The sequence below is a fragment of the Anaerococcus sp. Marseille-P9784 genome, from assembly GCF_902500265.1.
GTDB lineage: Bacteria > Bacillota > Clostridia > Tissierellales > Peptoniphilaceae > Anaerococcus.
In genome coordinates this window covers 142704-167916 of record NZ_CABVOZ010000002.1, presented here as the reverse complement: position 1 = coordinate 167916, position 25213 = coordinate 142704, and the positions used below count along the sequence as shown (strand labels likewise).

Sequence of the window (25213 nt, the reverse complement as noted above, 5' to 3'; positions counted from 1 at the left end):
GACTCTCTTTTTGTGTAAAAATTAATTAAATAAACTTTTAGAAAAGCATCCCGTAAGCTTATGTCATAGTTAAGAGATTTTAAAGATTTTAGAAAATGAAAAAATATATAGGATTTGAAAATTTGAAAGAATATTATAAAAAGATGTTAAAAATAATGTTTGGAGAATGACTAAGATGGATATAGAGAAAATAATAAATGATTGGGATCTGTACTTGTTGTTACCTTTTGCTCCAAAAGATGAATATAAGGATGAAATTAGTAAAATTAATATTTATGTCAAAACGAATCAAAGCATAGATAGATTGACAAAGTATTTAGAACAAATTTTTGATGTAGATATAATTTTTGTAGAAGAAAAGAAAGATTTTTTAAAAATAGTTAAGAAAATACTGAATTCAGCACACTAGCACTTGTAAAAGTGATTTTTCCTTAGCATTAAACACTTTGAAGAAGTCGACGTAGGTAAAATTGTAGGATATTATTAATGAAAATTCTACCAGCAAAATAAGAATTTATTAAAGTAAAAGAGGGACACATATTATACCGATAAGAGGCGATGATTTTGATTGATTGGAAAAAAGCGGAAAATGCTAGAAGAATAAAAATTGAATTATATGACGATCAAGAAATATTAGCATCTGGAAATGGTCTAGAGATCGGAGAAGATATTGGTGAAGAAGATGATATGTTTTTCATCAGAACTAAACAAGGACCAGATATGATTCCAGTATCAAGTATTAAAAATATAGAAATAGAAATATTAGAATAAGCACAACTAGCTATATAATGTTAGATGTGCTTTTTTAGTAGATAAAATATGAAATTAACAATAAAATATAGAAAAATAGATAGATTATATTTTTGCATCTAAGCATATAGAATACATAATACAATTTTTCGATAGAGAAAAATAAAATTTTAAAAACATATAAACAAACAAAGCACATGGCTCAACCAAAAGGAAAATCCTTTTAAGGGGGTCACGTAAGTGCTTTGTTGTAATTTAAAATATATCATAAAATGAAAAAATAAATAGTACAAAATAAAAAAGTTATAAAAGAATATGTAGAAAAATAGAGATACTTACTCACTCCCCCACAAATGCGGAAGGTGGAAGGTGGAAAGTATCTCTAGTTATTGTTAGTATACCATCTATGGCTATATTTTCAAATAAATAAGATGGTGTAAAATATGTATAACAATTCAAAGCTTAGTAACAAGGAAAAAGAACTGGTAAATAATATCGATAATGCCTTAAAGAAAATGCCTGACTATGAGGGTGATTTAACTAGAGATTTGTTTTTCTTTGATAAAATTAGTATGAATGAGTTTTTAAATGCTCATAAAGTCGGTAATACTGTTAATTATAAAGCTTATACATCTACTACAAAGGCGAATTCATATAATGATATGGCTAATGTTAGAATTTATATAAATAACTCAAAAAAGGGTAAAGATATATCAAGTATAGGACTCGATGAAGAAGAAGTTTTGTATCAGAGTAATGCTGAATTTTTAGTAGTAGATAAGAAAAATATAGCAGGTGTCAGTCATATTAGGTTGGAGGAGAAAACAAATGACTAAGAGAGAATTGAGCGAAGAAGAAAAACAAGAGTTACTAACAAGTCGATTTACTGCTCCATTTAAAGCTGAGGTGACGGGACATTTTGAGTTAACCGAAAAGCAAAAGAAAGAAAATGAAGAATGGGAAGCGAAACTTGAAAGGCTAAATGAAAAAATAAAAAATAAAGATAAGCACAACTAGCACTTGTTAGATGTGCTTTTTTAGTAGAAAAAAGGAGTAAAAATGGATAGTTATAAATTTCAAAAAGCTTGTAAAGAATGGTTAATCATGTATTACAAGGAAAATTTTAAGAAGGATATGAACATTGAAGATATATTTGTTGTTTGGTCTTGTAAAATTCTACAAAATAATAAGATATTAATATCTACAACTCTTTTAGATGGGATATATGTAGAGTGTACACAAAATGGATATAAGCAAGAAACTTATTTTGATATCTATCAAAAGCAAAAGAACATTATGTTTAGCAATGGAGAATTATTCGGTTAATCGTAAGTTAATCGTGTGAAAATAATACAAAATAATTAAATATCAACAAATTAATCGTGCGATGATCGTGCGATTTTTTTATTGTCTTTTACTTGATAGACGTAAAAGAATCATGGAGAAATAAAAAAGTCATACGGACTATAAATGGAGGTTTTTATGAAAGATTTGTTACTTAAAAGATTTGATTTACAAAGATTTGCTGAGGGAGGAGAAGATCCTAAGACAATAGATATTCAAATCGCAGGTCATGATGAAATTAAGGAAGAAGAAGTTAAAAACTACAGTCAAGAAGAACTTGAAAAGGCTATTGAAGAAGCGGTTGAAGAAGCTAAAAAGGGACTTTTAACAAAGGATAAGGTCAACGAAATAGTCGAGGCTAGAGTTGCCGAGGAAAAGAAAAGGGCAAAGATGACCGCTGAGGAAAGAGCCGAGGAAGAAAGGGCAAAGACTAAGTTTTGCTAATAAGTATTTCAAAATATTAATAGACAATAATATTTCTATTTACAAAATTACATATTAAAATTTTAAAAAAATTATAAACAAAATTTTATTAAGCTCATAAAGTAAAATTTTAAAATAATCTATTTGATTTTCTTTTGACATTCAGGGCAAATTCCTGAGAATTCAAAATTGTGGGCTTTTATTATAAAGCCTGTTTCTTTTTCGATTTTTTCCTCCAAATCGTGGATTGGACAGTTTTCTATTGTGTATTTTTTGTGGCAAATATTGCATGTTATAAAATGTTTGTGATCACTTGTATTTAGCTGATAATAATTTATTCCGTCTATATTTGTAGTTTTTAACAAGACATTTTTTTCTTCTAAAATATTTAGATTGCGGTAAATTGTTGAAATATCCATATCGCAATTTTTTAATAGTTTATAAATATCTTCAGCTGATGTAGGATTTGTCTGATTTTCTATGGTTTCTAGTATTAATTTTCTTTGTTTTGTCACTTTTAGATTTTTGTTTTTTAGTATATTTTCTATGCTCATAAGTACCCTCTAATTTTATTATACATTTATTTGACAGAGATAAAAATTAATATATAGTTATAAATGCAAATCACTTGCAACAAGAATTTTTAGGAGGAATTTATGAAATTTAAAAATATATTTTTGATTTTAGCCTTATCTCTAGCTTTCACAGCTTGCAATAATAGCAAAGATATGGCTAATAATGATAACAAAGTTACTAGTGATGAAAATGCTACAAAGGTAAATGAAAAGGAAGAAAAATCTACTATTTATGCTTCATTTTATCCAATTTATAATTTAACTAAGCAAATTGCAGGGGATAAATTCGAGGTAAAATCTTTTACCAATCTAAAAACTGAAAGCCACGATTGGGAGCCATCTGCAAAAGATATGGCAGAAGTTTCTAAGGCAAAATTGATGTTTATAAATGGAGCAGGCATGGAGGAATGGGAAGATTCCCTAAAAAATTCATCAGACATAGAATTAGTAAATACTAGCAAAGATATAGATTTGATAAAAGCTAGTGAAGAAGATCATCATGATCACGATGAAGATCATGACCATGAAGATGCTGACCATGATCACGATGAAGATCATGACCATGAAGATGCTGACCATGATCACGATGAAGATCATGACCATGAAGATGCTGACCATGATCACGATGAAGATCATGACCATGAAGATGCTGACCATGATCACGATGAAGATCATGACCATGAAGATGCTGACCATGATCACGATGAAGATCATGACCATGAAGATGCTGACCATGATCACGATGAAGATCATGACCATGAAGATGCTGACCATGATCACGATGAAGATAATGATCATGAAGATACTGACCATGATCACGATGAAGATCACGATCATGAAGATGCTAATGAAGAAGAACATCATCACCACCATGGCGAATACGATCCACATCTTTGGTTAAGTCCAAAAAATGCAATTTCCCAAGCAAAGGTAATAGCAGAAAAATTATCAGAGATAGATCCTAGCAACAAAGATTATTATATGGATAATTTTAAGAAAATTGAAGATGAATTAGAAGCCTTAATAGCTGAATATAAAGACAAATTTGATGAATGTGAAAATAAAAATTTCTTGGTAAATCACAAGGCTTTCTCATATTTGGCAAAAGATTTTTCTCTAAATCAAATAGCTCTTACAAGCCTAACATCAACAGAAGAAACTGATGCAAAAACTCTAAAAGAAGCAAGCCTAAAAGCTAAAGAGTTAAATATCAAGACAATTTTTTATGAAATGGGATCATCAGATAAAAATGCCAAAACTTTGGCTGATGAAATAGGAGCTGACACAAAGCCGCTAAATACTCTTGAATTGGCGACAGATGAAAATATCAAAAAAGATACGACTTATCAAGAACTTGTAAGAGAGAATTTAGAAGCAATTTACCAATCGCTTGTCAAATAATATGAATATTATAGAAATAAAAAATTTAAAATTTGCTTACGATGACAAACTACTCTTAGATGACATTAATCTTTTTCTAGAAAAAGGAGATTTTCTTGCAATTAGTGGGGAAAATGGAAGTGGGAAAACAACTTTAGTAAAAATTTTAACCAAGCAATTAAAAGTAAAAGATAATATGGTGAAAATTTTGGGAGAAGATATAAATTCATTTAATAACTTTGATAAAATTGGCTATGTCCCACAGCTAAATGAATCGTCAAATATCACATTTCCCCTAACTTGTAAGGAATATGTAGTACTAAATTTATACAATAATTTCAACAAGTTCAAAAGACCTGGCAAAAAAAACCTTGAAAAAGTCGACGATATTTTTAAAATTTTAAATATAGAAGGTTTGAAAGATAAAAGTTTCAATAAATTATCAGGTGGCCAACAGCAAAGAGTGATGATTGCAAGATGTTTGGTAAATAGTCCGGATATTTTGATTTTGGATGAACCGACTGTTGGCATTGACCAGGCAAATAAGGAAGATTTTTTGAATTTACTAAAACATCTAAATAAAAAGCATGGCATAAGTATAATTATCATAAGCCATGAGATGGAACTTATTAAAAATTACGTCAGTAAAATTGTGAAAATACAAGAAGGTAGGTTAATCGATGCTTGAGTTTGCCTTTATGAGAAGATCTCTAATTGTAGGAATAATGCTTGCAATAATTATTCCTATGATTGGAATTATAATGATAAATAGAAAAACTTCAATGATTGGCGATGCTTTAAGCCATAGTTCGCTGGCAGGAATTGCCTTGGGATTAATCTTAAACATAAATTTGCTTGTATCTTCTTTATTAATTTGTATTTTTGCAAGTTTTGCCATAGAAATATTAAGGGCAAAATTTCCCAAATATGGGGACATGGCAACAGCAATTGTAATGAGTACAGGAATTGCCATAGCATCAATACTTTCAGATTTTTCGCCGGGTGGAAATAGTTTTGAATCTTTTATTTTCGGTTCAATAACAACAGTTGGAAACGAAGATCTCTTTATAGTTTTGCTGGTTTTTATTTTGGTAGTAATAAGCTCGATTTATCTTTACTACGCACTTTTGTATACATCGATAAATCCAGTTTTGGCAAGACTTGCTGGGGTAAATACTAAAGCAATTAACATTTTATTTACCTTTATTACAGCTCTTACCGTAGCAATTTCAGCAAAAACTGTAGGCGCTTTGATGATTACATCTCTTATGAGCATACCAGTTGCAACTTCTATGATAATATCAAAATCCTACAAGCAAATGTATGGAATTTCCATAATATTGTCGGTATTTTTTATGATTTCTGGTATAAGTTTAAGCTATTACTTGGGCCTAAAACCAGGCGGAGCAATAGTGATAATTGCAATTATAACATTTTTGCTTGTTTCCTTAATAAAATATTTAAAAAATAATTTGAAGAAAGTAGGTTAAGACCTACTTTTTTCTATGTTATAATATAAATATCGGAGGAAGATATGAAAATAATTATTTCGCCAGCCAAAAGTTTTAAGAAAAATAAGAATATAAAAACCGAGCCACTCTTATTTAAAGAAAAGACAAAAATTTTAGTAGATAAGCTAAAAACTTACAATCTCAACGACATGGGCAATTTAAATAAAACCAACGATAAATTAACAGAAAAAGCTTATTTTGATTATCAGGAAATGGACTTAGAAAATTTGGACAATCCAGCAATTTTTGCCTATGACGGTTTGGTTTTTAAGCAATTTAATAAGGATGATTTTGATGATTTAGCCTACTTAAACGATCATCTTTATATAATTTCAGCTTTATGGGGTTTGGCAAAACCATTAACTGGAATTGCTGATTATAGATTATATTTTGACAATCCTGACTTTGATTTGTACAAATTTTGGGGAGATTTACTCTACAAGGAATTGTTTAAAGATGATGATTTGATAATAAATCTTGCAAGCAAGGAATATTCCAAAACAATTACTCCTTTTTTAAAGGATAAAGATAAGTTTGTAAGCCTTGATTTTAAGGATTATAGGAATGGAAAAGCAAAATCGATAGTTGCTTGGACCAAACAGATGAGAGGAAAAATGCTAAAAGAAATTATCAGCAAAAAGATAGAGGATATAGATCAAATTAAGAAAATCGAAATAGATTCCTACAAATACCAGGAAGATCTATCGAAGGCTAATAATTTAGTTTTCCTAAGGAGAAATCGATGAAACTTCTACATTTGGCAGATCTTCATTTAGGAAAAACTATTGGAAATTATTCTCTAATAGAAGATCAAAAATATTGCCTAGAGCAAATACTTGAAATAATTAAAGAGAAAAATGTAGATGTAATTATGATTGCAGGAGATATTTTCGATACGCAAATTTCAAGCGTTGAAGCTTTGACCTTGTATTCAGATTTTATTGAAGAAATAATTTTTAAGATGGGAAAAATTGTTCTTGCCATTTCTGGCAACCACGATTCTGCCAAAAGACTTGACGTAAATTCTAAATTTTATAAGGCTAATAATTATCATTTATTTGGCGAGTTCAAGGATGAAGTTATAAGTCTTGAAGATGATTATGGAATAATTAATTTTCATTTAATTCCTTTTATTTCTCTTAACCAGGGGAAAATTTTATTTGACGAAAATATAGAAAATTATACAGATATTTATAAAAAAATACTGAAAAAAAGAAAATTAAAGGATAGAAATGTCCTCATAAGTCATTGTTATGCCAATAAATACGCCATAGAAGAAGAAAATGCCTATAATCTTGGGCAAAAACCCTTATCAATTGGTGGATCGGATGCCATGGATGCCAATTTATTTATGGACTTTGATTATGTGGCGCTTGGCCACCTTCACAATAGACAATTTGTAATTGATCCTAAGATTAGATATGCTGGAACATTTATGAAATATTCTTTTGATGAGGTAAATAAAACAAAGTCTGTTACCCTTATCGATTTGACAGATAAACTAGAAATTGAGGAAATTGAAATTAAAGCTTTAAGAGATTTTAGAATAATCACTGGAAAATTTGACCAGATTATCAAAGAAGAATCCTCAGATGATTATATAAAAGTCATCCTTGAAGATGATATGACGATTGAAAATCCAATGGCAAAGCTTAAAGAAAAATTCCCAAATATAGTGCAATTATCCTACAAAAATAGGGGAATATTCGATCTAGAAAATGACTTTTCCATAGACTTATCAGCCAAAAATTCTCTAGAATTATTTGAAGAATTTTATAAGTTTAAGATGAATGAAAAGTTGAACGATGAAGAAGAACAACTAATAAAAAAGGTGATATCATGAAGCCAATAAGGCTTAAATTAAGAGGATTTTTGACCTATAAAAATCAAATAGAAATCGATTTTACTAAACTTTACGACAAAAAAGTTTTTGTAATTTCTGGAGATACAGGTTCAGGCAAAACCTCTATTTTTGATGCAATACAATATGCTCTTTATGGAGAAGTTTCAAGAGGCATTGATCCTTATAGTTTAAGAAGTGATTATCTTAACGAAAATGATCCCTATAGCTTTGTAAATCTAACATTCCAAGTAGATGAAAAAATTTATGAAATAGAAAGAATTCCTAGCCAATTTGCCAAAAAAACAAAAGAAAATCAAAATATCAAAAATTCAGCAATACTTTATGAAATAACAAATGAAAAGAGAATAGTTGCTGAAAAAATAGGCGAAGTCAACGAAAAAATTAAACAAATAATAGGCCTTGATAAAAATCAATTTTCTAAGGTAATGTTACTAGCTCAAGGAGAATTTCAAGAATTTTTAAAGGCAAAATCAGATGATAGAAGTAAAATCCTTGGCGATATTTTTAAAACTTATGAATATAAAGAAATCCAAGAAAGGCTTAAAAATGAAGCCTTAGAAGCAAATAAAAATATTGATATCATCGATAGAAGGCTTGAAGATGTAATTTATAAATACGATAATCTTTCAAAAAATATCAACAGGGAAGATATTTTGGTTCATGATTTTGCTAATATCAAAAAAACAATTAAAACTTATCAACAGGAAATTCAAGAAGAATACGAAAATTTAGAAAAAAATGAAAAAAATCTTTCAAAAAAAGAAAAACTCCTAATAGAAGAAAAAGAAAAAGCCAAAATTCAAAATGAAAATATCGCAAAATTTAAGCAAATAGCAAAAGATTTGGCAGAAAATTTATCAAAAGATGAAAAATACAAAAAATTAGACCAAGATTTGAAAAAAGCGACTTATGGAGAAAATATAAAAATATATTATCAAAGCTTTAATAAGGCTAGAGCAGATCTTAAAAAAGAAGAAAATGATTTAGGGAAATTAAGAGAGCTTTTTGTCGAAAATTCAAAAAAATTAGAAAAAATTAAAAGTGATCAGATAAATTTTTCAAAAAAAGAAGAAGAGCTAAATCAATTAAAAATTTCTCTAAATGATAATAAAAAATTGTTAGATAATTTTAATGAATTTCAAATTATTAAAGAAAAATTTTTATCTATGGAAGAAGATGAAAAAGAAATAAAAAAAATTGATGGAAATATTATTCAACTAAATAACAGTCTTAAAGAAAATAACGATAAATTTATCGACAAATCTAAAGAAATAAACCAATTAAAAGCAGATAAAATAGCCATTCAGGAATCAATTTATAAGGAAAAAAACAAAGAAGAAAGTATAAAAAATAAGCTTGATATAATAAAAGAAAATGAAGAGATTTTAGAAAAAATTTCCGAAAATAAAAAGCTAATAGAAATAAAAAAAGAAGAAAAAACAAAATTAGCAGAAAAACAAAGACTTTATTTTGAAAATCAAAGACTTATACAAATCAACAAATTTATTGATGAGCTGAATGAAAGCGGTATTTGTCCAGTTTGTAAAGAAAAACACCAGAAAAAATTTTCCAAATTTAAAACTATAGAAATTGATATTGATAAAGTAAATAGTGAAATAGTTCAAGTAAGCTCAGATATTGAAACTTTAAATAGCAAAAATAATTTATTCAAAAATTCCTTAAAAGAAGTTTTAGAAAAATCAGAGCTTTTAGAAGAATTAAAAGTCTTAGGAAAAAAATTAGCTGAAAATGAAAAATCTTTAGAAGAAAATCAAATTTTAATTGAAAATATCGAAGAAGAATTAAAAAATTATGAAGCTAATATTTCAAAAATCACTTTGGAATTGGAAGAATTTCAAAAAAATAAAAGCTATTTAGAAGAAAAAAACCAAGACTTTGAAAAAACAAAAATTTCTTACATGGCAAATAAAGAAAAGATGGAAGAAATTGATTCTAAATTATTAGCAGAAAAAATTGCTGAAAAGCAAAAATTAATTGAAAAAATCTCAAAAGAAATTGAAGAAAGCAAGAAATTATACGATGAAATTAAGCTAAAAGATCAAGAACTTAAAATAAATATAAAAAACACAAAGGAGCTAATTGAAAAAACAAAAGCAGATAAGATTTCTTACAAAGAAGATTTTGAAAAAAGAATGCTAGAAAAATTTGAAAATTTTGCTGAATTTGAAAAATATTTAGACTTATTTGATGAAATTAATGCCTACAAAGATGAAATTACAAGTTTTTTCAAAGACAAAGAAAGGCTAATCACTCTTAGTGAAAATTACATCCAATATAAAGATTTGGATATAATCGATACTAAAAAAATCGATGAAAATCTATCTGAAATTAATGAATCTTTGTCAGATTTAAGGGAGAAAAAGCTTAAAATAAATATTAATCTATCAAATATAAATCAGACTATAAGCGATTTAGAAGAAATTTCCAAATTATATGATGATAAGAAAAAAGATGCAGAAATTTTGGCAAAACTTTCAAAAGTTGCAAATGGATCTTTTGGAAAAGTTTCAGGCAGAGAAAAAATCGACTTTGAAAGCTTCGTTCTTACTTATTATTTTGATAAAGTCTTATCTTACGCCAACAAAAGGCTAGATTCCATGTCAAATGGACAATTTATGATGGTTAGATCTTCAACTGGCAACGATTTAAGGCAAAAACAAGGACTTGATATAGAAATATTTGATTATAATACTGGCAAAAAAAGACCTTCCTCAACTCTTTCTGGTGGAGAATCTTTCTTAGCTTCACTTGCCCTTGCTTTGGGTCTTTCAGATGAAATCTCTGCAGAAAATGGCTCGATAAAAATCGATACACTTTTTATCGACGAAGGATTTGGAACCTTGTCAGAAGATTATTTAAGCAATGTTATAGAACAAATTGAAAAACTTTCCTATGAAAATAAATTTATAGGATTAATATCTCATGTTAAGGAATTAAAAGATGCAATAGATGGGAAAATTCTTGTCACATATACAAGTAACCAGGGAAGTTTTATAGAGGTTAAAGCATGATAAATCTAATAATATCAAAATCTTCAAATAATAATAGCAAATTTATTTATAAAGAAATCGAGGAAAATCTCTTAAAGGGCGAAAAATCTTTTTTGATAGTGCCAGAGCAATATACTTTGCAATCTGATATAAATCTTTTGGAAAATATTGATTTTACAACGATAATGGATGCCAAAGTCTTATCATTTTCTTCTTTTTGCCGCTATATTATTGATAGATCTGGTGGTTTTGATGGTGAAATATTAGGGAATAATGGAAAACTCATGGTAATTACTAATATTTTAAAAGACTTAAATGATGAACTTATTTTATTTAAAAATGCCTATCAAAATATTGATTTTGTAAATGACCTAAAAGATTTAATTACAAATATAAAAGATAATAATTTCGATGAGGAATTTTTTAAAAAAATCGACAATGATCTTGACGATGAAGTTTTAAAACTAAAATTTAGGGAAAGTAAACTAATATTTGATGCCTATCAAAAAGCCATCAAGGATCACTTTATCGATGCTGAAGATATGGTAGAATTAGTCGTCGATAAGCTTGATAGCTGTGATTTTCTAAAAGATGCTAATTTTTATTTTGATAAATTTGACTATGTATCAGATATCAAAATGGATTTTATAGAGAAATTGGTTAAAATTTCGCCAAAAGTTAGCATTTGCCTAACTCTTGATAAAAATTTTATAGAAAATCCTCTTTCAAAAGACATAGAAATTTATGATATGGCAATTAAATTTTATCATCGTCTAAAGGAAATTGATCAAGTTCATGAGATTAATTTACAGGCAGAAATAAATAATAATGAAGACATAAGACACCTTTGTACGAATTTTGAAAAATATAATCCCAAAATTTATGATAAAACACCAAAAAATATATATTTATTAGAATCGACATCGACAAAATCAGAAGTCGAAAATGTGGGATTAACTATAAATAAACTCATAGCAAAAGAAAAAATTCGTTATAAGGATATTGCAATTTACATAAGCGATCAAAGTGAATATGAAAATGAAATAAAAAAGATTTTTACAAGATATAATATTCCAATTTTTTTAAACAAAACCAATAAACTAATCAATAATCACATAATAAAAACTTTCCTATCTTGTTTAAGAATTGTGATTTACGGCTTTGATTATCAGGATCTTTCATATTTTTTAAGGTCAAATATTTTTGATTTTGGAGAAAATGCCAACAAAAAAGCCATTACTTTGCAAAATTATCTGCTTACAAGAAAAATAAAAGGCTCTATGTTTTTAGCTGATAAATATTTTATTATGGATCATGATTTTTACCAAAAATTTTACGAAAATGATCCACAAAAAGATGAGAAAATTTCCGCAATAGAAGAAGAATACAGCTTTATAAATGATATCAGAAGTCAAATTATTGATTTATTTTCAAAATTAATAGATCTTTCAAAAAAAGAATCTGAAAGCAAAGAAATAGTTACTGCAATTTATGAATTAATTAGCAATGAAAAATTTATTAGAGGAATTACAAATTATCAAAATATTTTAAAAGAAAAATCTGACCTTGATAAATTCGAGGAAAATAGTCAGGTTTGGGATAAATTTTTAGGAATTTTAGAAGAAATTGCAAGTCTTATGGGAAATAGAAAAAATAGTCTAAAAGATATTTACACTCTAATTTACGCCCTTTGTAACGACATAGAAATTGGGATTATCCCACCAAGCAAGGACCATCTGACTATAACTAGTTTTCAATCTCCAAGAATTCCTAACAAAAAAATCAATTTTGCCCTAGGTCTTAATGATTCATTTTTCCCATCAAAAAGCACCAAAGAATTTATTTTGGCAAAAGATGAAAAGGAAAAGCTTAAAAATATCAATCTCGATTTAAAGATTTACGAAGAGGATTTGGAAGAGAAAGAAAAATTAAATCTTTATAAGATGTTTGAAGGCTCGGATAAAATTTATCTAAGCTATGCTCTAAGTGACAAAAATGGAGGAGGAATTAATAAATCCATAGTTTTAAATGGAATTTTAAATATTTTTCCAAAACTAAAGGCCTTTAATTTTACAAATATTTCCTTAGATGATTTGAAATTTTCTAAAAATTTATCCACAAAATTTGCCATGGATAATTTATGTAAAATAAAATTAGGCGAAAATTTGGATAAGAAAAGCTTAGAATTTACAAAAGCTTTTAACAATTATCTAAAAAATTACGGTCTTTATGAAATTATTTTGGCAGCGCTTTTTTATTCCAATGACAAAAATAATTTGTCCTTAGCTACAGCGGCAAATCTTTATTCGAAAAATCATTTTAATATCACAGAAATTGAAACTTATTCAAAATGCCCTTATAGATATTTCATAAATTATGGCCTAAAAATTGAAAGAGATCAAAGCTTTGATGTGGATAATATGGAGCTTGGAACTATTGTTCATTCTTGCTATGAGGAAATTTCAAAGCTTATTAAGGATAAAAATTTAGAAGATATTACAAATGAGGATTTAGAAAATCTTATTGCCGATAATTTTAGCAAAAGTATAGAAAATAATTTGGATAAGGCTCGTAGAGATGATCCAAGAAATATTTTTATATTAAACAATATTGTAAAAAACACAAAAAACAATTCCAAAGAAGTTCTTGGCCAATTAAAATCTGGAGAATTTAGAATTTCTGATGTAGAAGTGGATTTTGGTTATGGCAAAGAAAATGATCTGCCAAAAGTTTTTGTCGATGATAAAAATTATTTGAGAGGAAGAATTGATAGAATAGATAGGGCAGGAAATTTTCTAAGAATAATAGATTATAAAACTGGCAAAAAAACTTTTAAAATTGTTAATGTATTAAATGGTCTTGATTTACAACTGCTAATTTACATGATAAGTGCCAAAGAAAGCGACAAAGAAATTGTCCCAATCGGTTCATTTTATATGCCATTGGCTGATGAACTTTTAAAACTAAATGAAGTTTATGAAAAAAATAATCTTTCAGAAATTTATGCAGATAAATTTAGGATAAATGGCTTGATAGTAAAAGTTAATGAAGAAATTTTTAAGCTTATAGATAAGGATTTTACAGATATTAAAACTATGAATGTAATCGATACGAAAAATACCGATATTTTAAGCCTTGAAGAAGAAGAAATCTTGGAAAATTTTGCCAAAAAATTGGTAAGTTCTTATATCAAAGAAATCAAACTTGGAAATATCAAAATTAATCCGCTTAGATACAATGATTCAAGAAATGAATGTCAATATTGCAATTATAAGGGAATTTGTAAGTTTGATGAAAGTATAGATTTTGATAAATATAGAGATTTTGATTCAAAAAAAACTATAAAAGATTTAGAAAATGAGGAGATTTAGATGGCTGATATTATTTATACACAAAGCCAATTAAAGGCTATAAAAACTAGAAATAAAAATATAATCGTATCAGCAGCTGCAGGCTCTGGCAAAACTAGAGTTTTAGTTGATAGGGTAATTGATTTGCTTATCAACGATAAAGTTGATATCGATAAGATGATTATTGTAACTTTTACCAACAAAGCTTCAATAGAAATGAAAGATAGGATCACAAATGAAATTGTAAAGCAAATTGAAAAAGATCCTTCCGACAAATTTTTAAAAAATCAGCTAAAATTAATAAAGCACGCACACATACAAACTCTACACTCCTTTGCCTCAGATATGCTAAGAGAATATTTTTATTTTTTTGATAATTTATCTCCAAATTTCAAGGTTATAAGTGATTCTACCAATGTTTTGCTAAAGCAAAAAGCAATTAACCAAGTTTTTTCTGACCAATATGAAATTGCCGATGAAAATTTTCACGAATTTATTCACAATTTTTCAACATCGAGAAATGACAAAGAAGCAAAAGATGTTGTTTTAAAGACCTTTGAGAAAAGTATGGCAGAAATAGATCCTCTATTTTGGCTAAATGAAAAAACAAGTGGAATTTTTGATTTTGAAATTTTTAAAAATCATATAAGGACTAGCCTTAAAGAAGTTTTAGAAAAAATAGAAGAAAATCAAAATTTAATAGAAAAATTTGCTCTTAGAGATGAATACAAAAAATTGTTTGCCGAAGATTTTAATTTGGTAAATAAAAAGCTAGATCTGATTGAAAAAAACTGGGACTTATTTATAGAAGAAATTAATAAAATTAAGTTTAAGTCCATGATTAGGGCAAGAAAAGACGAAAAAGATATCCAAGCAATCCTAAAAGCGAATAGAGATTTGTACAAGAAAAAAATTACAGACCTAGCAAGTCTTGTCTTAAACACAAATTCTGATATAGTTGAGAAATTTTCAATAAAAGAGACCAATATTTTAAAAGAACTAGCAATTCTTGCAGAAAAATTCATGGATCTTTATCAGGCTTACAAAAAAGAAAAGTCCTATTTGGATTTTAACGATATGGAGCATTATTTTATAAAACTTCTAGATAATGAAAAAGCCTTGGGCATTTTAAAAGAAAGATTTATCTATATATTTTTTGACGAATATCAAGATAGCAACGAAATTCAAAACCATATAATTGAAAAATTAAAATCAGATGAGAATTTATTCTTTGTGGGCGATGTAAAGCAATCCATCTACGGTTTTAGACGAGCAAATCCTAAACTTTTCCTAGAAAAGCTTGATCTTTATGAAAATGATGGAGAAAAATCCACTAGAATTAACCTAAATGAAAATTTTAGAACCGATAAAGACATCTTAAATTTTGATAATTTTATTTTTGATAAACTTATGAGTAAAAAATTTTCTGGAATTGATTACAAGAATGGTGGCCACAGGCTTAATCCCTCAAAAGAATTTGAAAGCTTAAAGGCAAAAAGCGAAATTCACATTCTGGATAAGGATTTGGATGAGGCAAATCATATAGCCCATGTTATCGAAGGATTGATTAGTGACGGTTATGAGTATAAAGATATAGCAATCCTTTTGCGTTCGGGAGCAAAATCCTACCAATATGAAAATGCTTTTAAAGATTTTGACATACCATTTTTTAACGATATTAGCAAAATTTCCTTTGCGGCAAGTGAAGTAAATTTTTTTACAAATATTCTAAAATATGTTGCAAATCCTAAGGATGACCTAAGTCTTTTGGCTGTCTTAAGAAGCGATATCTATAATTTTACTGAAGATGACTTAGCAAAAATCAAACTTTATGGTAAAAAATCTAAATTCTATGAAAATTTTGAAACTTACGATAAAGATGATGAAATTTTTGCAAAAATAAATGATTTTAAAACTGAATTTGAAGATTTTAGCTACCAATTATCGCTAATGAATCTTTATGAGTTTGGCAATTATATATTTGAAAAATCCACCTACTACACTTATCTTTTGGCTCGCGATAGGGCAAGTGACAGAGTTGCTAACGTTGAAGCTTTTATAGAACTTATGAGTGAATATGAAAACGACAATGATGATGGAATCTATGGATTTTTAACTTATGTCGAAAATTTAGCCTTATACCAAACTGATAACCTAAATGCAGTAAGAGAATTATCAGAAAATGAAAATCTAGTTAGAATTATGACAATTCATAAGTCCAAGGGCCTTGAATTTCCTGTCGTAATTTTGGCAGATACGGGAAAAAGATTTAACAACAAACATCTCAGTGCAAATATAGTTTTTGACGATGAATTGGGAATAGGAATCAATGTTAGCGATTATGAAAATAAAGTAAAATTATCCTCTGTCAGAAGAGATTTAATAAATGAAAAAATCAGCTTGGATAATAAAAAAGAAGAAATGAGAGTTTTATACGTTGCCCTAACAAGACCTATAAATAAACTTATAATAGTTGGATCGAAAAATCTAAAAACCATTTCTAAAATCTATGGAAGAGATGATTACGAAAATATGACTTCATACATAGATTGGATTCTTGCAGTTTGTTCGACAGATCAAATTTCATCTGAAATTTTTGATGGAGATTTTAAGACAAATTATTTTTCTAATGAAGTAAAAATTATGGCCTATGATAAGGAGGAAGATTACAAAAAATTCAGCCTTAAAGACATAAGACCAATTCTTGATGCAGAGGATTATGAAAAGGCCCTTTATCAAAATTTTGTAAATTTATATGAAAAAGAATACGAATTTATCAATGATAGCAAGGAATCGATCAAAAAGTCGGTAACAGAAATTACTAAAAATTTTAATCCTGAAAATGACGGCTATGAACTTCCACTTTATGATAAAATACTTGGAGCAAATGAATTTAGAAAAGCAAATTTCATCCTAGAAAAAAAAGAATTTAAGCCAACGGACATAGGAACAATAATCCATAAAGTTTTTCAAGGACTTACTTACAAAAATTACGATGAAAACTCATTAGATGAGGAATTTTCAAGGTTAATTAAAGAAAATAAAATAAAAAAAGAAGAATTAAAAGTGATCGAAAAAGATAAAATTCTAAAATATTTTTCTAATCCTTCCATAAAAAACTTATACGAAAATGCTAAATCTATAAGAAAAGAAGAGTCATTTTTGATGAAATACGAGGATTATTTTGTAAATGGTCAGATAGATTTGATCTTTGAGTTTAAAGATTATGCGGTAGTTCTCGATTTTAAAACTGATAGGAAAATTAGGCAAGGCTTTTACGATAAACAATTAGCAATTTATAAAAGAGCAATCGAAGAAAGTCTAAAGAAAAAAGTTAGCAAATCATTAATATATTGGTACAATTTTGGGCAAATTGAGGAAATTTAAGGGGAATAATATCCCCTTAAAAAAATCCTCCGTTAATATGGATAATATCGCCAGTTATGTAACTTGCCTGATCAGAAATCAAATAATTTATCAAATCTGCAATTTCTTCTGGATTTGCAAATCTGTTGACTGAAACTTCCTTTTTTAATTCTTCCAATTCTTGGTAAGAAAAATCATTTCTCATCATATCAGTATCGACAATCCCAGGGGCAACTGCATTTACCCTAATCCCAGAAGGGGCAAGCTCTTTTGACAAAGCTTTGGTGAAAGTGTTTATAGCTCCCTTGCTTGTAGAGTACAAAGCTTCCATACTTGCGCCAAAATCTCCCCAAATAGAACTCATATTAATAATAACTCCGTAGTTGTTTTTTATCATATTTGGGATGGCTCTTTTGCTAGAAAGAAAAACTGAATTTAGATTTGTACTTATGACTTTTTTCCAAGTTTCAAATTCTATATCTTGAATCTGAGAAAAATGAGAGATCCCAGCGTTGTTTATGAGAATATCTACATGGGAAAAATTTTTCTCGGCAAGGTCAAAAAGCATATTCACATCTTCTTCCTTAGAAACATCAGCTTTTACTGCGATGACATAAGGATTAGTTTTTCTCAAATTTTCTAATAATTTCAAGGCCTCATCTTTACTATTATTATAATTTATTATTATTTTATATTCATTATTCAATCTTTGCGCGATAGCAGCACCGATACCACGAGAAGATCCTGTAATTAAAACTGTTTTCATGATTTGATTATAACATAAAGATAGATTTTTATAAAAATAGAATTTCTCTAAAATATTAAAATATATTTAAAAATAATCAGCAAATTACTTTAAGCTGTTGCAAAATTTTAACATTTATCATATAATTAAGCTAATAAAGAAAACGCAGCAAAAACAATAGCAAAAGTTGTAGACAAACTAGACAACTTGTAGCAGAACAAGAAATCCTAATCAAAGAAGCTAAAAAATTGTTTGTTAAATAATAAAATTAATACTTTGTATTAAAAACTCTCTTTAAATATTAGGGTACCTATAATATAAATAAAAAGATAGTATTATATCTTATGATCATTGAGGATATTATTATCTTTAGAAAACTCGGGCGAAATGCTCGAGTTTTTGCGTTAACAAAAATATCCAAAGATTTTAAAAGGGATAAGTAAGAAAGCAAAAAAATATTTCTGTATTTAGGGTATAAATATGTAAAAAGAAGGAGAATTTATGGAATATTTTAAATTAAATGATGGAAATAAAGTACCGGCTATAGGCTTTGGCACTTATAAGATAATCGAAGAAAAAGATATGGAAGAAGCTATAAATGTCTGTTTTGATGCTGGTTATAGCTATTTTGATACTGCGAAATATTATAAAAATGAAAAAATTTTGGGCAAATATTTAAAAATGTCAGGCAAAAAAAGAGCCGACTATCAAATAGCCAGCAAAGTTTGGCCAAATTCTTATGATAAAGATAAATGCAAAAAGTCAATTGATGAAAGCCTAAAGGATTTGGATGTCGACTATTTGGATGTGGCTTTGCTCCATTGGTACGGGGAAAATTTCAGAGAAGCCTTTGAAGTTTTAAATGATTACAAAGAAGAAGGACTCATAAAAACAATTGGGGTTTGCAATTTTTCAATAAAGCAAATGACAGAATTACTAAAAACAGGTCTAATCCCTGCCATAGACCAATTAGAAAGCCATTTGCACTTGCAAGATAAAGATACAGCAAGATTTTTACAAGAAAATAAAATACTTCACCAAGCTTGGGGACCACTAACACAAGGAAAATCAGGCTTACTAGAAGAAAAAGTTTTACAAGAAATCGCCAATAAATACAATAAAACACCAGCACAAATTGCCCTAAAATGGAACATTAGCCGTGGGGTAATGGTTTTGGTCAAATCTATTAATGAAAAAAGGATAAGAGAAAATATAGATATTTTTGATTTCGATTTAGAAGTAGAAGATATGAACGCTCTTGCAAGTTTGGATAAAAAACAAAGATATTCATCAAATCCAGAAGATCAAAAGTGGCTTGATGAAATAAGAAATATGAAATAAGAACAAGGCTTAGTTAATTGAAAAATTTATTCGCATATTATATAATTGTGTAGAAAATAAATTTAACACGATAATTAGGGGGGGAAATTATGAAAAAAAATAATGTTTTAGCAGTTGCTTTATCAGCAGGACTTCTTCTTGGAGGAGCATATCTTGTAGAAGCAAATCAAAATGTAGCTTATGCTCAGGAAGACCTATCAATTGATGTTGAAATTCCAAGAAAGGAAGCTGAAATTGATGGATTAAAAAAAGATATAGCTCAAAAAAATGATGAGATTTCTAACTTAGAAAATCAAAAAGAAGACACAAGTAAAGATTATGATGAATATGATAAGATTTGGCCAGAACGTGATAAGCTATATAAAGAATATTTACCAATATTAACTGAGTTTAAACCAATACTAGCTAAGTACAAGGCTGAAGTAAAAAAATCAAATGAATTATACGAACAATGGAAGGCAGCAAATGATGCATATAAAGCTGATCCTAATAATAAGGAATTGGAAAAGAAAAAATCTGAACTTGCCTTCAAGTGGGGCGATCAAGAAAAGATAACCGCAGAAGCAAAAAAAGCTTATGATGAGTATCTTCCAAAAATTAAACCTTTAAGTGAAAAATTAGAAGAATTAGATAAACAACTTGATAAAATAGAAGCGGTATTAGACGAAAAAGAAGCTAAAAACAAAGAAATCGATGAAAAAATCAAAAATATAAACAAAGAAAAAGAAGAAACTTCTGAAAAAATTAAAAATCTAGAAGAAGAAATAAGCCAAATCAAGAAAAACAAAGCAATAGTAAGAGAAATTCTTGGCGATGAAGCTGATGTAGTTGGATATAATTACAGATCAGTAGAAACTACAAAAGATTCTGATAAGAAAGAAGAAATGGGAATTTCTGCAGAAACTAGAGAAAAACTCCTAGAAGCAATCAGACAAGCAGAAATCAAAATCGAAGCAGTAAGATTCCTAAAAGAAAATACACCAAAGACAATAGCAAAAGTTGTTGACAAACTCGACAAACTTGTTGAAGAACAAGAAATCCTAATCAAAGAAGCAAAAGAATTACTTGCTAAATAATTAAACATTTGTTTTAAACTTGTCTTAAATATTAATATAATATGTTAGAAATATCTATCATGAAGATAGAATTTTATGCAAAAAAACTCGGGCAAAAGGCTCGAGTTTTTATGTTAAAATAGATGCTTTAAAAAAAGGGATTATTGCAAAGCTATGATTAACCATCGTCCCATCATTAGAGGGTTCTCCTAGAAAACTTTTTACTTAGTCTGCTTGCTTGAAGAGACGTATAGCCTGTCGGCAAGTTAGACTTTTCATAGAGCTTCCTCTATTGATAAGGGACGATTTATTCATTCTGCAACAATCCTTTATTTTTCTATTAATTATTAGCTTTTTTATTTCTAATGTATTTATCGATATTTTCTGCAGCTTTTTTACCAGCTCCCATTGCTAGAATTACTGTTGCAGCACCACTTACAGCGTCACCACCAGCAAAAACTCCATCTTTTGTTGTCATTGTGGTATCTTCGTTTATGATAATTCCACCCCAAGATTCGGTTTCTATATCTGGGTTTGTTTGTTTGATAAGTGGGTTAGGTGTTTGACCTATGGAAACTATGACAGAATCAAATTCAACTTCTTCATATTCTCCTGTTGGAATAGGTCTTCTACGTCCAGACTTATCTTCTTCGCCAAGCTCCATTTTTTCTACTTTTACTGCGCTTACCCAACCATCTTTGCCGATGATTTCTACTGGATTGTGAAGATTTAGGAAATTTATTCCTTCTTCCATAGCGTGGTGGCTTTCTTCAACTCTTGCAGGCATTTCTTCAAAAGATCTTCTGTAAACAACAGTTACATCAGCACCAAGTCTTTTTGCAGATCTTGCAGCATCCATTGCAACGTTACCTCCACCAACTACGCAAACTTTTTTGCCAATATGAACTGGAGTATCGTATTCTGGGAATTTGTAAGCTTTCATCAAGTTCATTCTTGTCAAAAATTCGTTAGCAGAATAAACTCCATTTAGGTTTTCGCCTTCAATTCCTAAGAAAGATGGAAGACCAGCACCAGTTGATACATAAATTGCTTCAAATCCTTGATCAAATAAGTCGTTTAGAGAAATTGTTCTACCAACTATTGTGTTTGTTTGTAGTTTTACACCAAGTCCAATTACGTTTTTAAGTTCTTTTTGTACTAATTGTTTTGGAAGTCTGAATTCTGGAATACCATACATCAAAACTCCACCAGCGGTGTGGAAAGCTTCAAATATTACAACTTGATAGCCAAGTTTTGCCAAATCTGCAGCTGCTGTCAAACCTGAAGGGCCAGATCCAATAACTGCTACTTTTGCATTTTGGCTTGTTACTTCGACTGGTTTGTTGTAAGAATTATTCATATACCAATCGGCAACAAATCTTTCAAGTCTACCTATGGCAACTGGTTCGCCTTTTATTCCTCTTGTGCAAACTCCTTCGCATTGGTTTTCTTGTGGACAAACTCTACCACAAATTGCAGGTAGGTTATTTGTTTGAGCTATTGCATCGTAAGCAGCTTCTAAATCGTCGTTTACTACATGGTGGATAAATTCTGGTATATGAACTGATACAGGACATCCTGCCATGCAAGGTCTATTTTTACATTGGATACATCTTGTAGCTTCTTCTTTGGCCATTTCAAGAGTGTAGCCTAGAGTTACTTCTTTGAAATTTGTGTTTCTAACATTTGGGTCTTGTTCAGGCATAGGAACCTTTTTTAAACTCATATTAAATTTAGGCATTTCTTACCTCCCCAGTTAGTTTGCAAATATGTTCTTTTTCTTCTTTGATATAATTTTTCGCTCTATTCATTGCTTCAGCAAAATCTACCTTATATCCATCAAAATCTGGACCATCTACGCAGGCAAATTTCATTTTTCCGTCAACTGTAAGTCTGCAGCAACCGCACATTCCTGTTCCATCGACCATTATTGAGTTCATGCTAACTGTAACTGGAATTGCGTATGGGCGAGCAACTTCAACGACATTTTTCATCATAATAACTGGTCCAATTGTTAGGATGTGGTCGTACTTTTTGCTCTTATCGATATTTTCTTGTAAAATTTGTGTTACAAAACCATGGAAACCGTAGGATCCATCATCTGTTGTTATGTATAAATTTTCGCTAGCTTCTTTTAGTTCATCTTCTAAAAGAATAAGATCTTTTGTTCTAAAACCAATTATTACATCAACATGAGCGCCAATATCGTGTAGGTATTTTGCTTGTGGATAAGCAATTGCTGTTCCAAGTCCGCCTCCAACTACACAAACATTTTTGCCTTTAAGCTCATCAAGCTCTGTTGGAATTCCAAGTGGACCTACAAAATCTAAGAATCCATCGCCAGCTTTAAGTTTATCCATTCTCATTGTTGTTGCACCGACAATTTGAACGATAATAGTAACATTCTCACCATCTGTTGATGATATGGTAAAAGGAACTCTTTCACCTTTTTCGTCTAATCTTAATATAATAAATTGTCCTGGCAAAGCTCTTTTAGCAATATCAGGAGCGTTAACTACAAATTTTATAGTATTATCATTTAAGTTAGTTTTTTCAATTATTCTTGCCATTATTCCCTCCCATATAATAATAACAAATGACTTTAGAAATTTCAACTAATCACTACTTATTTAATAGTAAATTCATAGTAAAATGGTAAGGTATATGTGTTATTAAAAATATTAAAGGAGTTTAGATGAAAAAGAAAACTTATAGCAATAAATATCTTATAAAAAGATTTTTGCCTTACTATAGACCTTATAAAAAAATATTAACAGTAGATCTTATTTCTGCTTCACTTACTACAGTATCAGGTTTGCTTTTACCTATATTACTTTCTTATCTAACAGATTGGGCGCAATTGGGCTTGCTTGATGCTAGTAGACTTATTAAGGTAGGAATCGTCTTTTTAGTTTCTAAAATTATTGAAATAGCTGCAAAATATTTTATGCAATCTTTAGGCCATATCATGGGCGCAAGGATTGAACGAGATATGAGGGCAGATGTTTTTAACCATTTATTAACTATGGATACAGAATTTTTCAACGAAGCAAGAATTGGTGCTTTGATGAGTAGAATAACGACAGATTTGTTTGATATTACAGAATTTGCTCACCATGTACCCGAGGAGTTTTTGGTTGGCATGATAAAATTGATCTTATCCTTTATGGTTTTACTTACAATAAATTGGCAACTAGCCCTTGTAATTTATTTGATTATTCCTTTGATGTTTGTAATTTCTACAAATAAAAGGCGTAAATTTAGACAAGCGACTATGAATGTCAAAAAACAAATTGGAGATATAAATTCTTCAGTTGAAGATACATTTTTGGGAATTTCTGTTGTAAAATCTTTTGCCAATGAAGAGATCGAAAAAGGTAAATTTAAGGTTGATAATAATAAATTTGTCGATATTAAAAAAGATAGATATTTTGATATGGCTGGATTTTTCATGATAAATGAAATTTTTTCAGGACTAATGTATGCTGTCTTAATTTTCCTTGGTGGATATTTTGTTTTAAATAAAAAAATTACTCCAGGAGATCTTATAGCTTTTGTAATGTATCTAAATATGCTGGTTGCAACAATAGAAAGACTTATTAATTTTACCGATGTCTACCAAGCTGGAGCTACCGGTATTGAAAGATTTGTCGACATTATGGATATGACAAGCAATATTTTTGACCATGACAAAGCCATTGAATTAACAGATGTCAAGGGCAAAATTGATTTTGAAAATGTGTATTTTAAATATCCAGAAACTCAAGATAATGAGCCTTATGTTCTTGAAGATATTTGTTTTTCAGTTGATGTTGGTGAAAATATAGCCCTAGTTGGCCCTTCTGGTGCAGGCAAAACAACAATTTCAAAATTAATCCCAAGATTTTATGATATAGAAAGTGGAAAGATTAAAATCGATGGAAAAGATATTAGAGATCTAACTTTAGAATCTTTAAGAGATAATATTGGAATTGTCCAACAAGATGTGTATTTATTTAGCGGAAGTGTTAGAGATAATATCAGATATGGCAAGGAAGATGCAAGCGAAGAAGAAATCGAAAGAGCTGCTGAACTTGCAGGAGCAACAGAATTTATCAAAGATTTGCCTTATGGATATGACACTTATATTGGAGAGCGTGGAGTAAAACTTTCTGGTGGTCAAAAACAAAGAATTTCCATTGCTAGAGTATTTCTGAAAAATCCACCAATCCTTATCCTGGATGAGGCGACAAGTGCCTTGGATAATAAGAGCGAAGCAATTGTCCAAAAATCACTTGAAATTTTATCAAAAGGAAGAACCACAATAACAATAGCTCACAGATTATCTACAATTATTAATGCCGATGAGATTTTAGTTTTGACCTATGATGGTATAGTTGAAAGAGGAAGCCATAAACAATTATTAGATCAAAAAGGAATCTACTACAATTTGTACTATAGCAACAACAAGGACTTGTTTGGTTAAATTTTAGTTTTCCTTATCTTAAATCTTAAAATC

At 29.0% G+C, this 25213-nt stretch carries 21 protein-coding genes; 17 read left to right on the top strand and 4 right to left on the bottom strand.

Annotated elements, in window-relative coordinates:
* Window positions 1-175: 175 nt before the first annotated feature.
* From GAN53_RS04560 to GAN53_RS04535, 6 genes are all read left to right on the top strand, one after another.
* A complete protein-coding gene (locus GAN53_RS04560) occupies window positions 176-409 on the top strand; it encodes a DUF1871 domain-containing protein (protein WP_151409788.1) in 234 nt (77 codons plus the stop codon).
* A gap of 155 nt (window positions 410-564) precedes the next feature.
* Window positions 565-771: a hypothetical protein gene (locus GAN53_RS04555; RefSeq protein WP_151409787.1), complete on the top strand. Its 207-nt coding sequence runs from the start codon at window positions 565-567 to the stop codon at window positions 769-771.
* A gap of 422 nt (window positions 772-1193) precedes the next feature.
* Complete coding sequence (locus GAN53_RS04550; RefSeq protein WP_151409786.1) at window positions 1194-1586, top strand: hypothetical protein; 393 nt, start codon at window positions 1194-1196, stop codon at window positions 1584-1586.
* On the top strand, window positions 1579-1767 hold the full coding sequence (locus GAN53_RS04545; RefSeq protein ID WP_151409785.1) for a hypothetical protein: 189 nt from the start codon (window positions 1579-1581) through the stop codon (window positions 1765-1767). The genes GAN53_RS04550 and GAN53_RS04545 overlap by 8 nt, the downstream gene beginning before the upstream one ends.
* A 42-nt stretch (window positions 1768-1809) precedes the next feature.
* The gene (locus GAN53_RS04540) at window positions 1810-2076 is read left to right on the top strand and encodes a DUF6275 family protein (RefSeq protein WP_151409784.1); all 267 of its coding nucleotides are present in this window, start codon (window positions 1810-1812) and stop codon (window positions 2074-2076) included.
* 156 nt (window positions 2077-2232) lie between these two features.
* On the top strand, window positions 2233-2538 hold the full coding sequence (locus tag GAN53_RS04535) for a hypothetical protein (RefSeq protein WP_151409783.1): 306 nt from the start codon (window positions 2233-2235) through the stop codon (window positions 2536-2538).
* Window positions 2539-2657: 119 nt separating this feature from the next.
* Here the strand turns inward: GAN53_RS04535 and GAN53_RS04530 are convergent, their stop codons facing one another.
* Complete coding sequence (locus GAN53_RS04530) at window positions 2658-3071, bottom strand: Fur family transcriptional regulator (protein ID WP_151409782.1); 414 nt, start codon at window positions 3069-3071, stop codon at window positions 2658-2660.
* Window positions 3072-3173: 102 nt separating this feature from the next.
* Between GAN53_RS04530 and GAN53_RS04525 the strand changes: the two genes are divergently transcribed.
* From GAN53_RS04525 to GAN53_RS04490, 8 genes are read left to right on the top strand one after another with little or no spacing between them, the layout of a single operon-like run.
* Window positions 3174-4493 carry a metal ABC transporter solute-binding protein, Zn/Mn family gene (locus GAN53_RS04525; RefSeq protein WP_151409781.1) on the top strand — a complete coding sequence of 440 codons (1320 nt, stop codon included), beginning with the start codon at window positions 3174-3176 and terminating at the stop codon, window positions 4491-4493.
* 1 nt (window position 4494) lies between these two features.
* Complete coding sequence (locus tag GAN53_RS04520) at window positions 4495-5160, top strand: metal ABC transporter ATP-binding protein (protein WP_151409780.1); 666 nt, start codon at window positions 4495-4497, stop codon at window positions 5158-5160.
* The gene (locus tag GAN53_RS04515; RefSeq protein ID WP_099320133.1) at window positions 5153-5962 is read left to right on the top strand and encodes a metal ABC transporter permease; all 810 of its coding nucleotides are present in this window, start codon (window positions 5153-5155) and stop codon (window positions 5960-5962) included. Before GAN53_RS04520 ends, GAN53_RS04515 begins: the two co-directional genes overlap by 8 nt.
* Before the next feature lie 44 nt (window positions 5963-6006).
* The gene (locus GAN53_RS04510) at window positions 6007-6729 is read left to right on the top strand and encodes a YaaA family protein (RefSeq protein ID WP_151409779.1); all 723 of its coding nucleotides are present in this window, start codon (window positions 6007-6009) and stop codon (window positions 6727-6729) included.
* Window positions 6726-7826, top strand: coding sequence for an exonuclease SbcCD subunit D (locus tag GAN53_RS04505; protein WP_151409778.1), 1101 nt, complete (start codon window positions 6726-6728; stop codon window positions 7824-7826). Before GAN53_RS04510 ends, GAN53_RS04505 begins: the two co-directional genes overlap by 4 nt.
* Complete coding sequence (locus GAN53_RS04500; RefSeq protein WP_151409777.1) at window positions 7823-10879, top strand: AAA family ATPase; 3057 nt, start codon at window positions 7823-7825, stop codon at window positions 10877-10879. The genes GAN53_RS04505 and GAN53_RS04500 overlap by 4 nt, the downstream gene beginning before the upstream one ends.
* On the top strand, window positions 10876-14229 hold the full coding sequence (locus tag GAN53_RS04495; protein ID WP_151409776.1) for a PD-(D/E)XK nuclease family protein: 3354 nt from the start codon (window positions 10876-10878) through the stop codon (window positions 14227-14229). The genes GAN53_RS04500 and GAN53_RS04495 overlap by 4 nt, the downstream gene beginning before the upstream one ends.
* Window positions 14230-17595, top strand: coding sequence for a UvrD-helicase domain-containing protein (locus GAN53_RS04490; protein ID WP_151409775.1), 3366 nt, complete (start codon window positions 14230-14232; stop codon window positions 17593-17595).
* 16 nt (window positions 17596-17611) lie between these two features.
* On the opposite strand, the gene ymfI is transcribed toward GAN53_RS04490, so the two are convergent.
* Window positions 17612-18340: an elongation factor P 5-aminopentanone reductase gene (ymfI, locus tag GAN53_RS04485; RefSeq protein WP_151409774.1), complete on the bottom strand. Its 729-nt coding sequence runs from the start codon at window positions 18338-18340 to the stop codon at window positions 17612-17614.
* A gap of 480 nt (window positions 18341-18820) precedes the next feature.
* On the opposite strand from ymfI, the gene GAN53_RS04480 reads away from it, so the two are divergent.
* Both GAN53_RS04480 and GAN53_RS04475 read left to right on the top strand, forming a co-directional pair.
* Entirely contained in the window at window positions 18821-19660 is an 840-nt protein-coding gene (locus GAN53_RS04480) for an aldo/keto reductase (RefSeq protein WP_151409773.1), read from the top strand.
* Between the two features lie 89 nt (window positions 19661-19749).
* A complete protein-coding gene (locus GAN53_RS04475) occupies window positions 19750-20736 on the top strand; it encodes a hypothetical protein (protein ID WP_151409772.1) in 987 nt (328 codons plus the stop codon).
* A gap of 319 nt (window positions 20737-21055) precedes the next feature.
* Here GAN53_RS04475 and gltA read toward each other — a convergent pair whose 3' ends face one another.
* Both gltA and GAN53_RS04465 read right to left on the bottom strand, forming a co-directional pair.
* Entirely contained in the window at window positions 21056-22456 is a 1401-nt protein-coding gene (gene gltA, locus GAN53_RS04470; protein ID WP_151409771.1) for an NADPH-dependent glutamate synthase, read from the bottom strand.
* Window positions 22449-23285: a sulfide/dihydroorotate dehydrogenase-like FAD/NAD-binding protein gene (locus GAN53_RS04465; RefSeq protein WP_151409770.1), complete on the bottom strand. Its 837-nt coding sequence runs from the start codon at window positions 23283-23285 to the stop codon at window positions 22449-22451. The genes gltA and GAN53_RS04465 overlap by 8 nt, the downstream gene beginning before the upstream one ends.
* A gap of 125 nt (window positions 23286-23410) precedes the next feature.
* Here GAN53_RS04465 and GAN53_RS04460 point away from each other — a divergent pair, with 125 nt between their 5' ends.
* Window positions 23411-25180: an ABC transporter ATP-binding protein gene (locus GAN53_RS04460; protein ID WP_151409769.1), complete on the top strand. Its 1770-nt coding sequence runs from the start codon at window positions 23411-23413 to the stop codon at window positions 25178-25180.
* The last annotated feature ends 33 nt before the right edge of the window (window positions 25181-25213 follow it).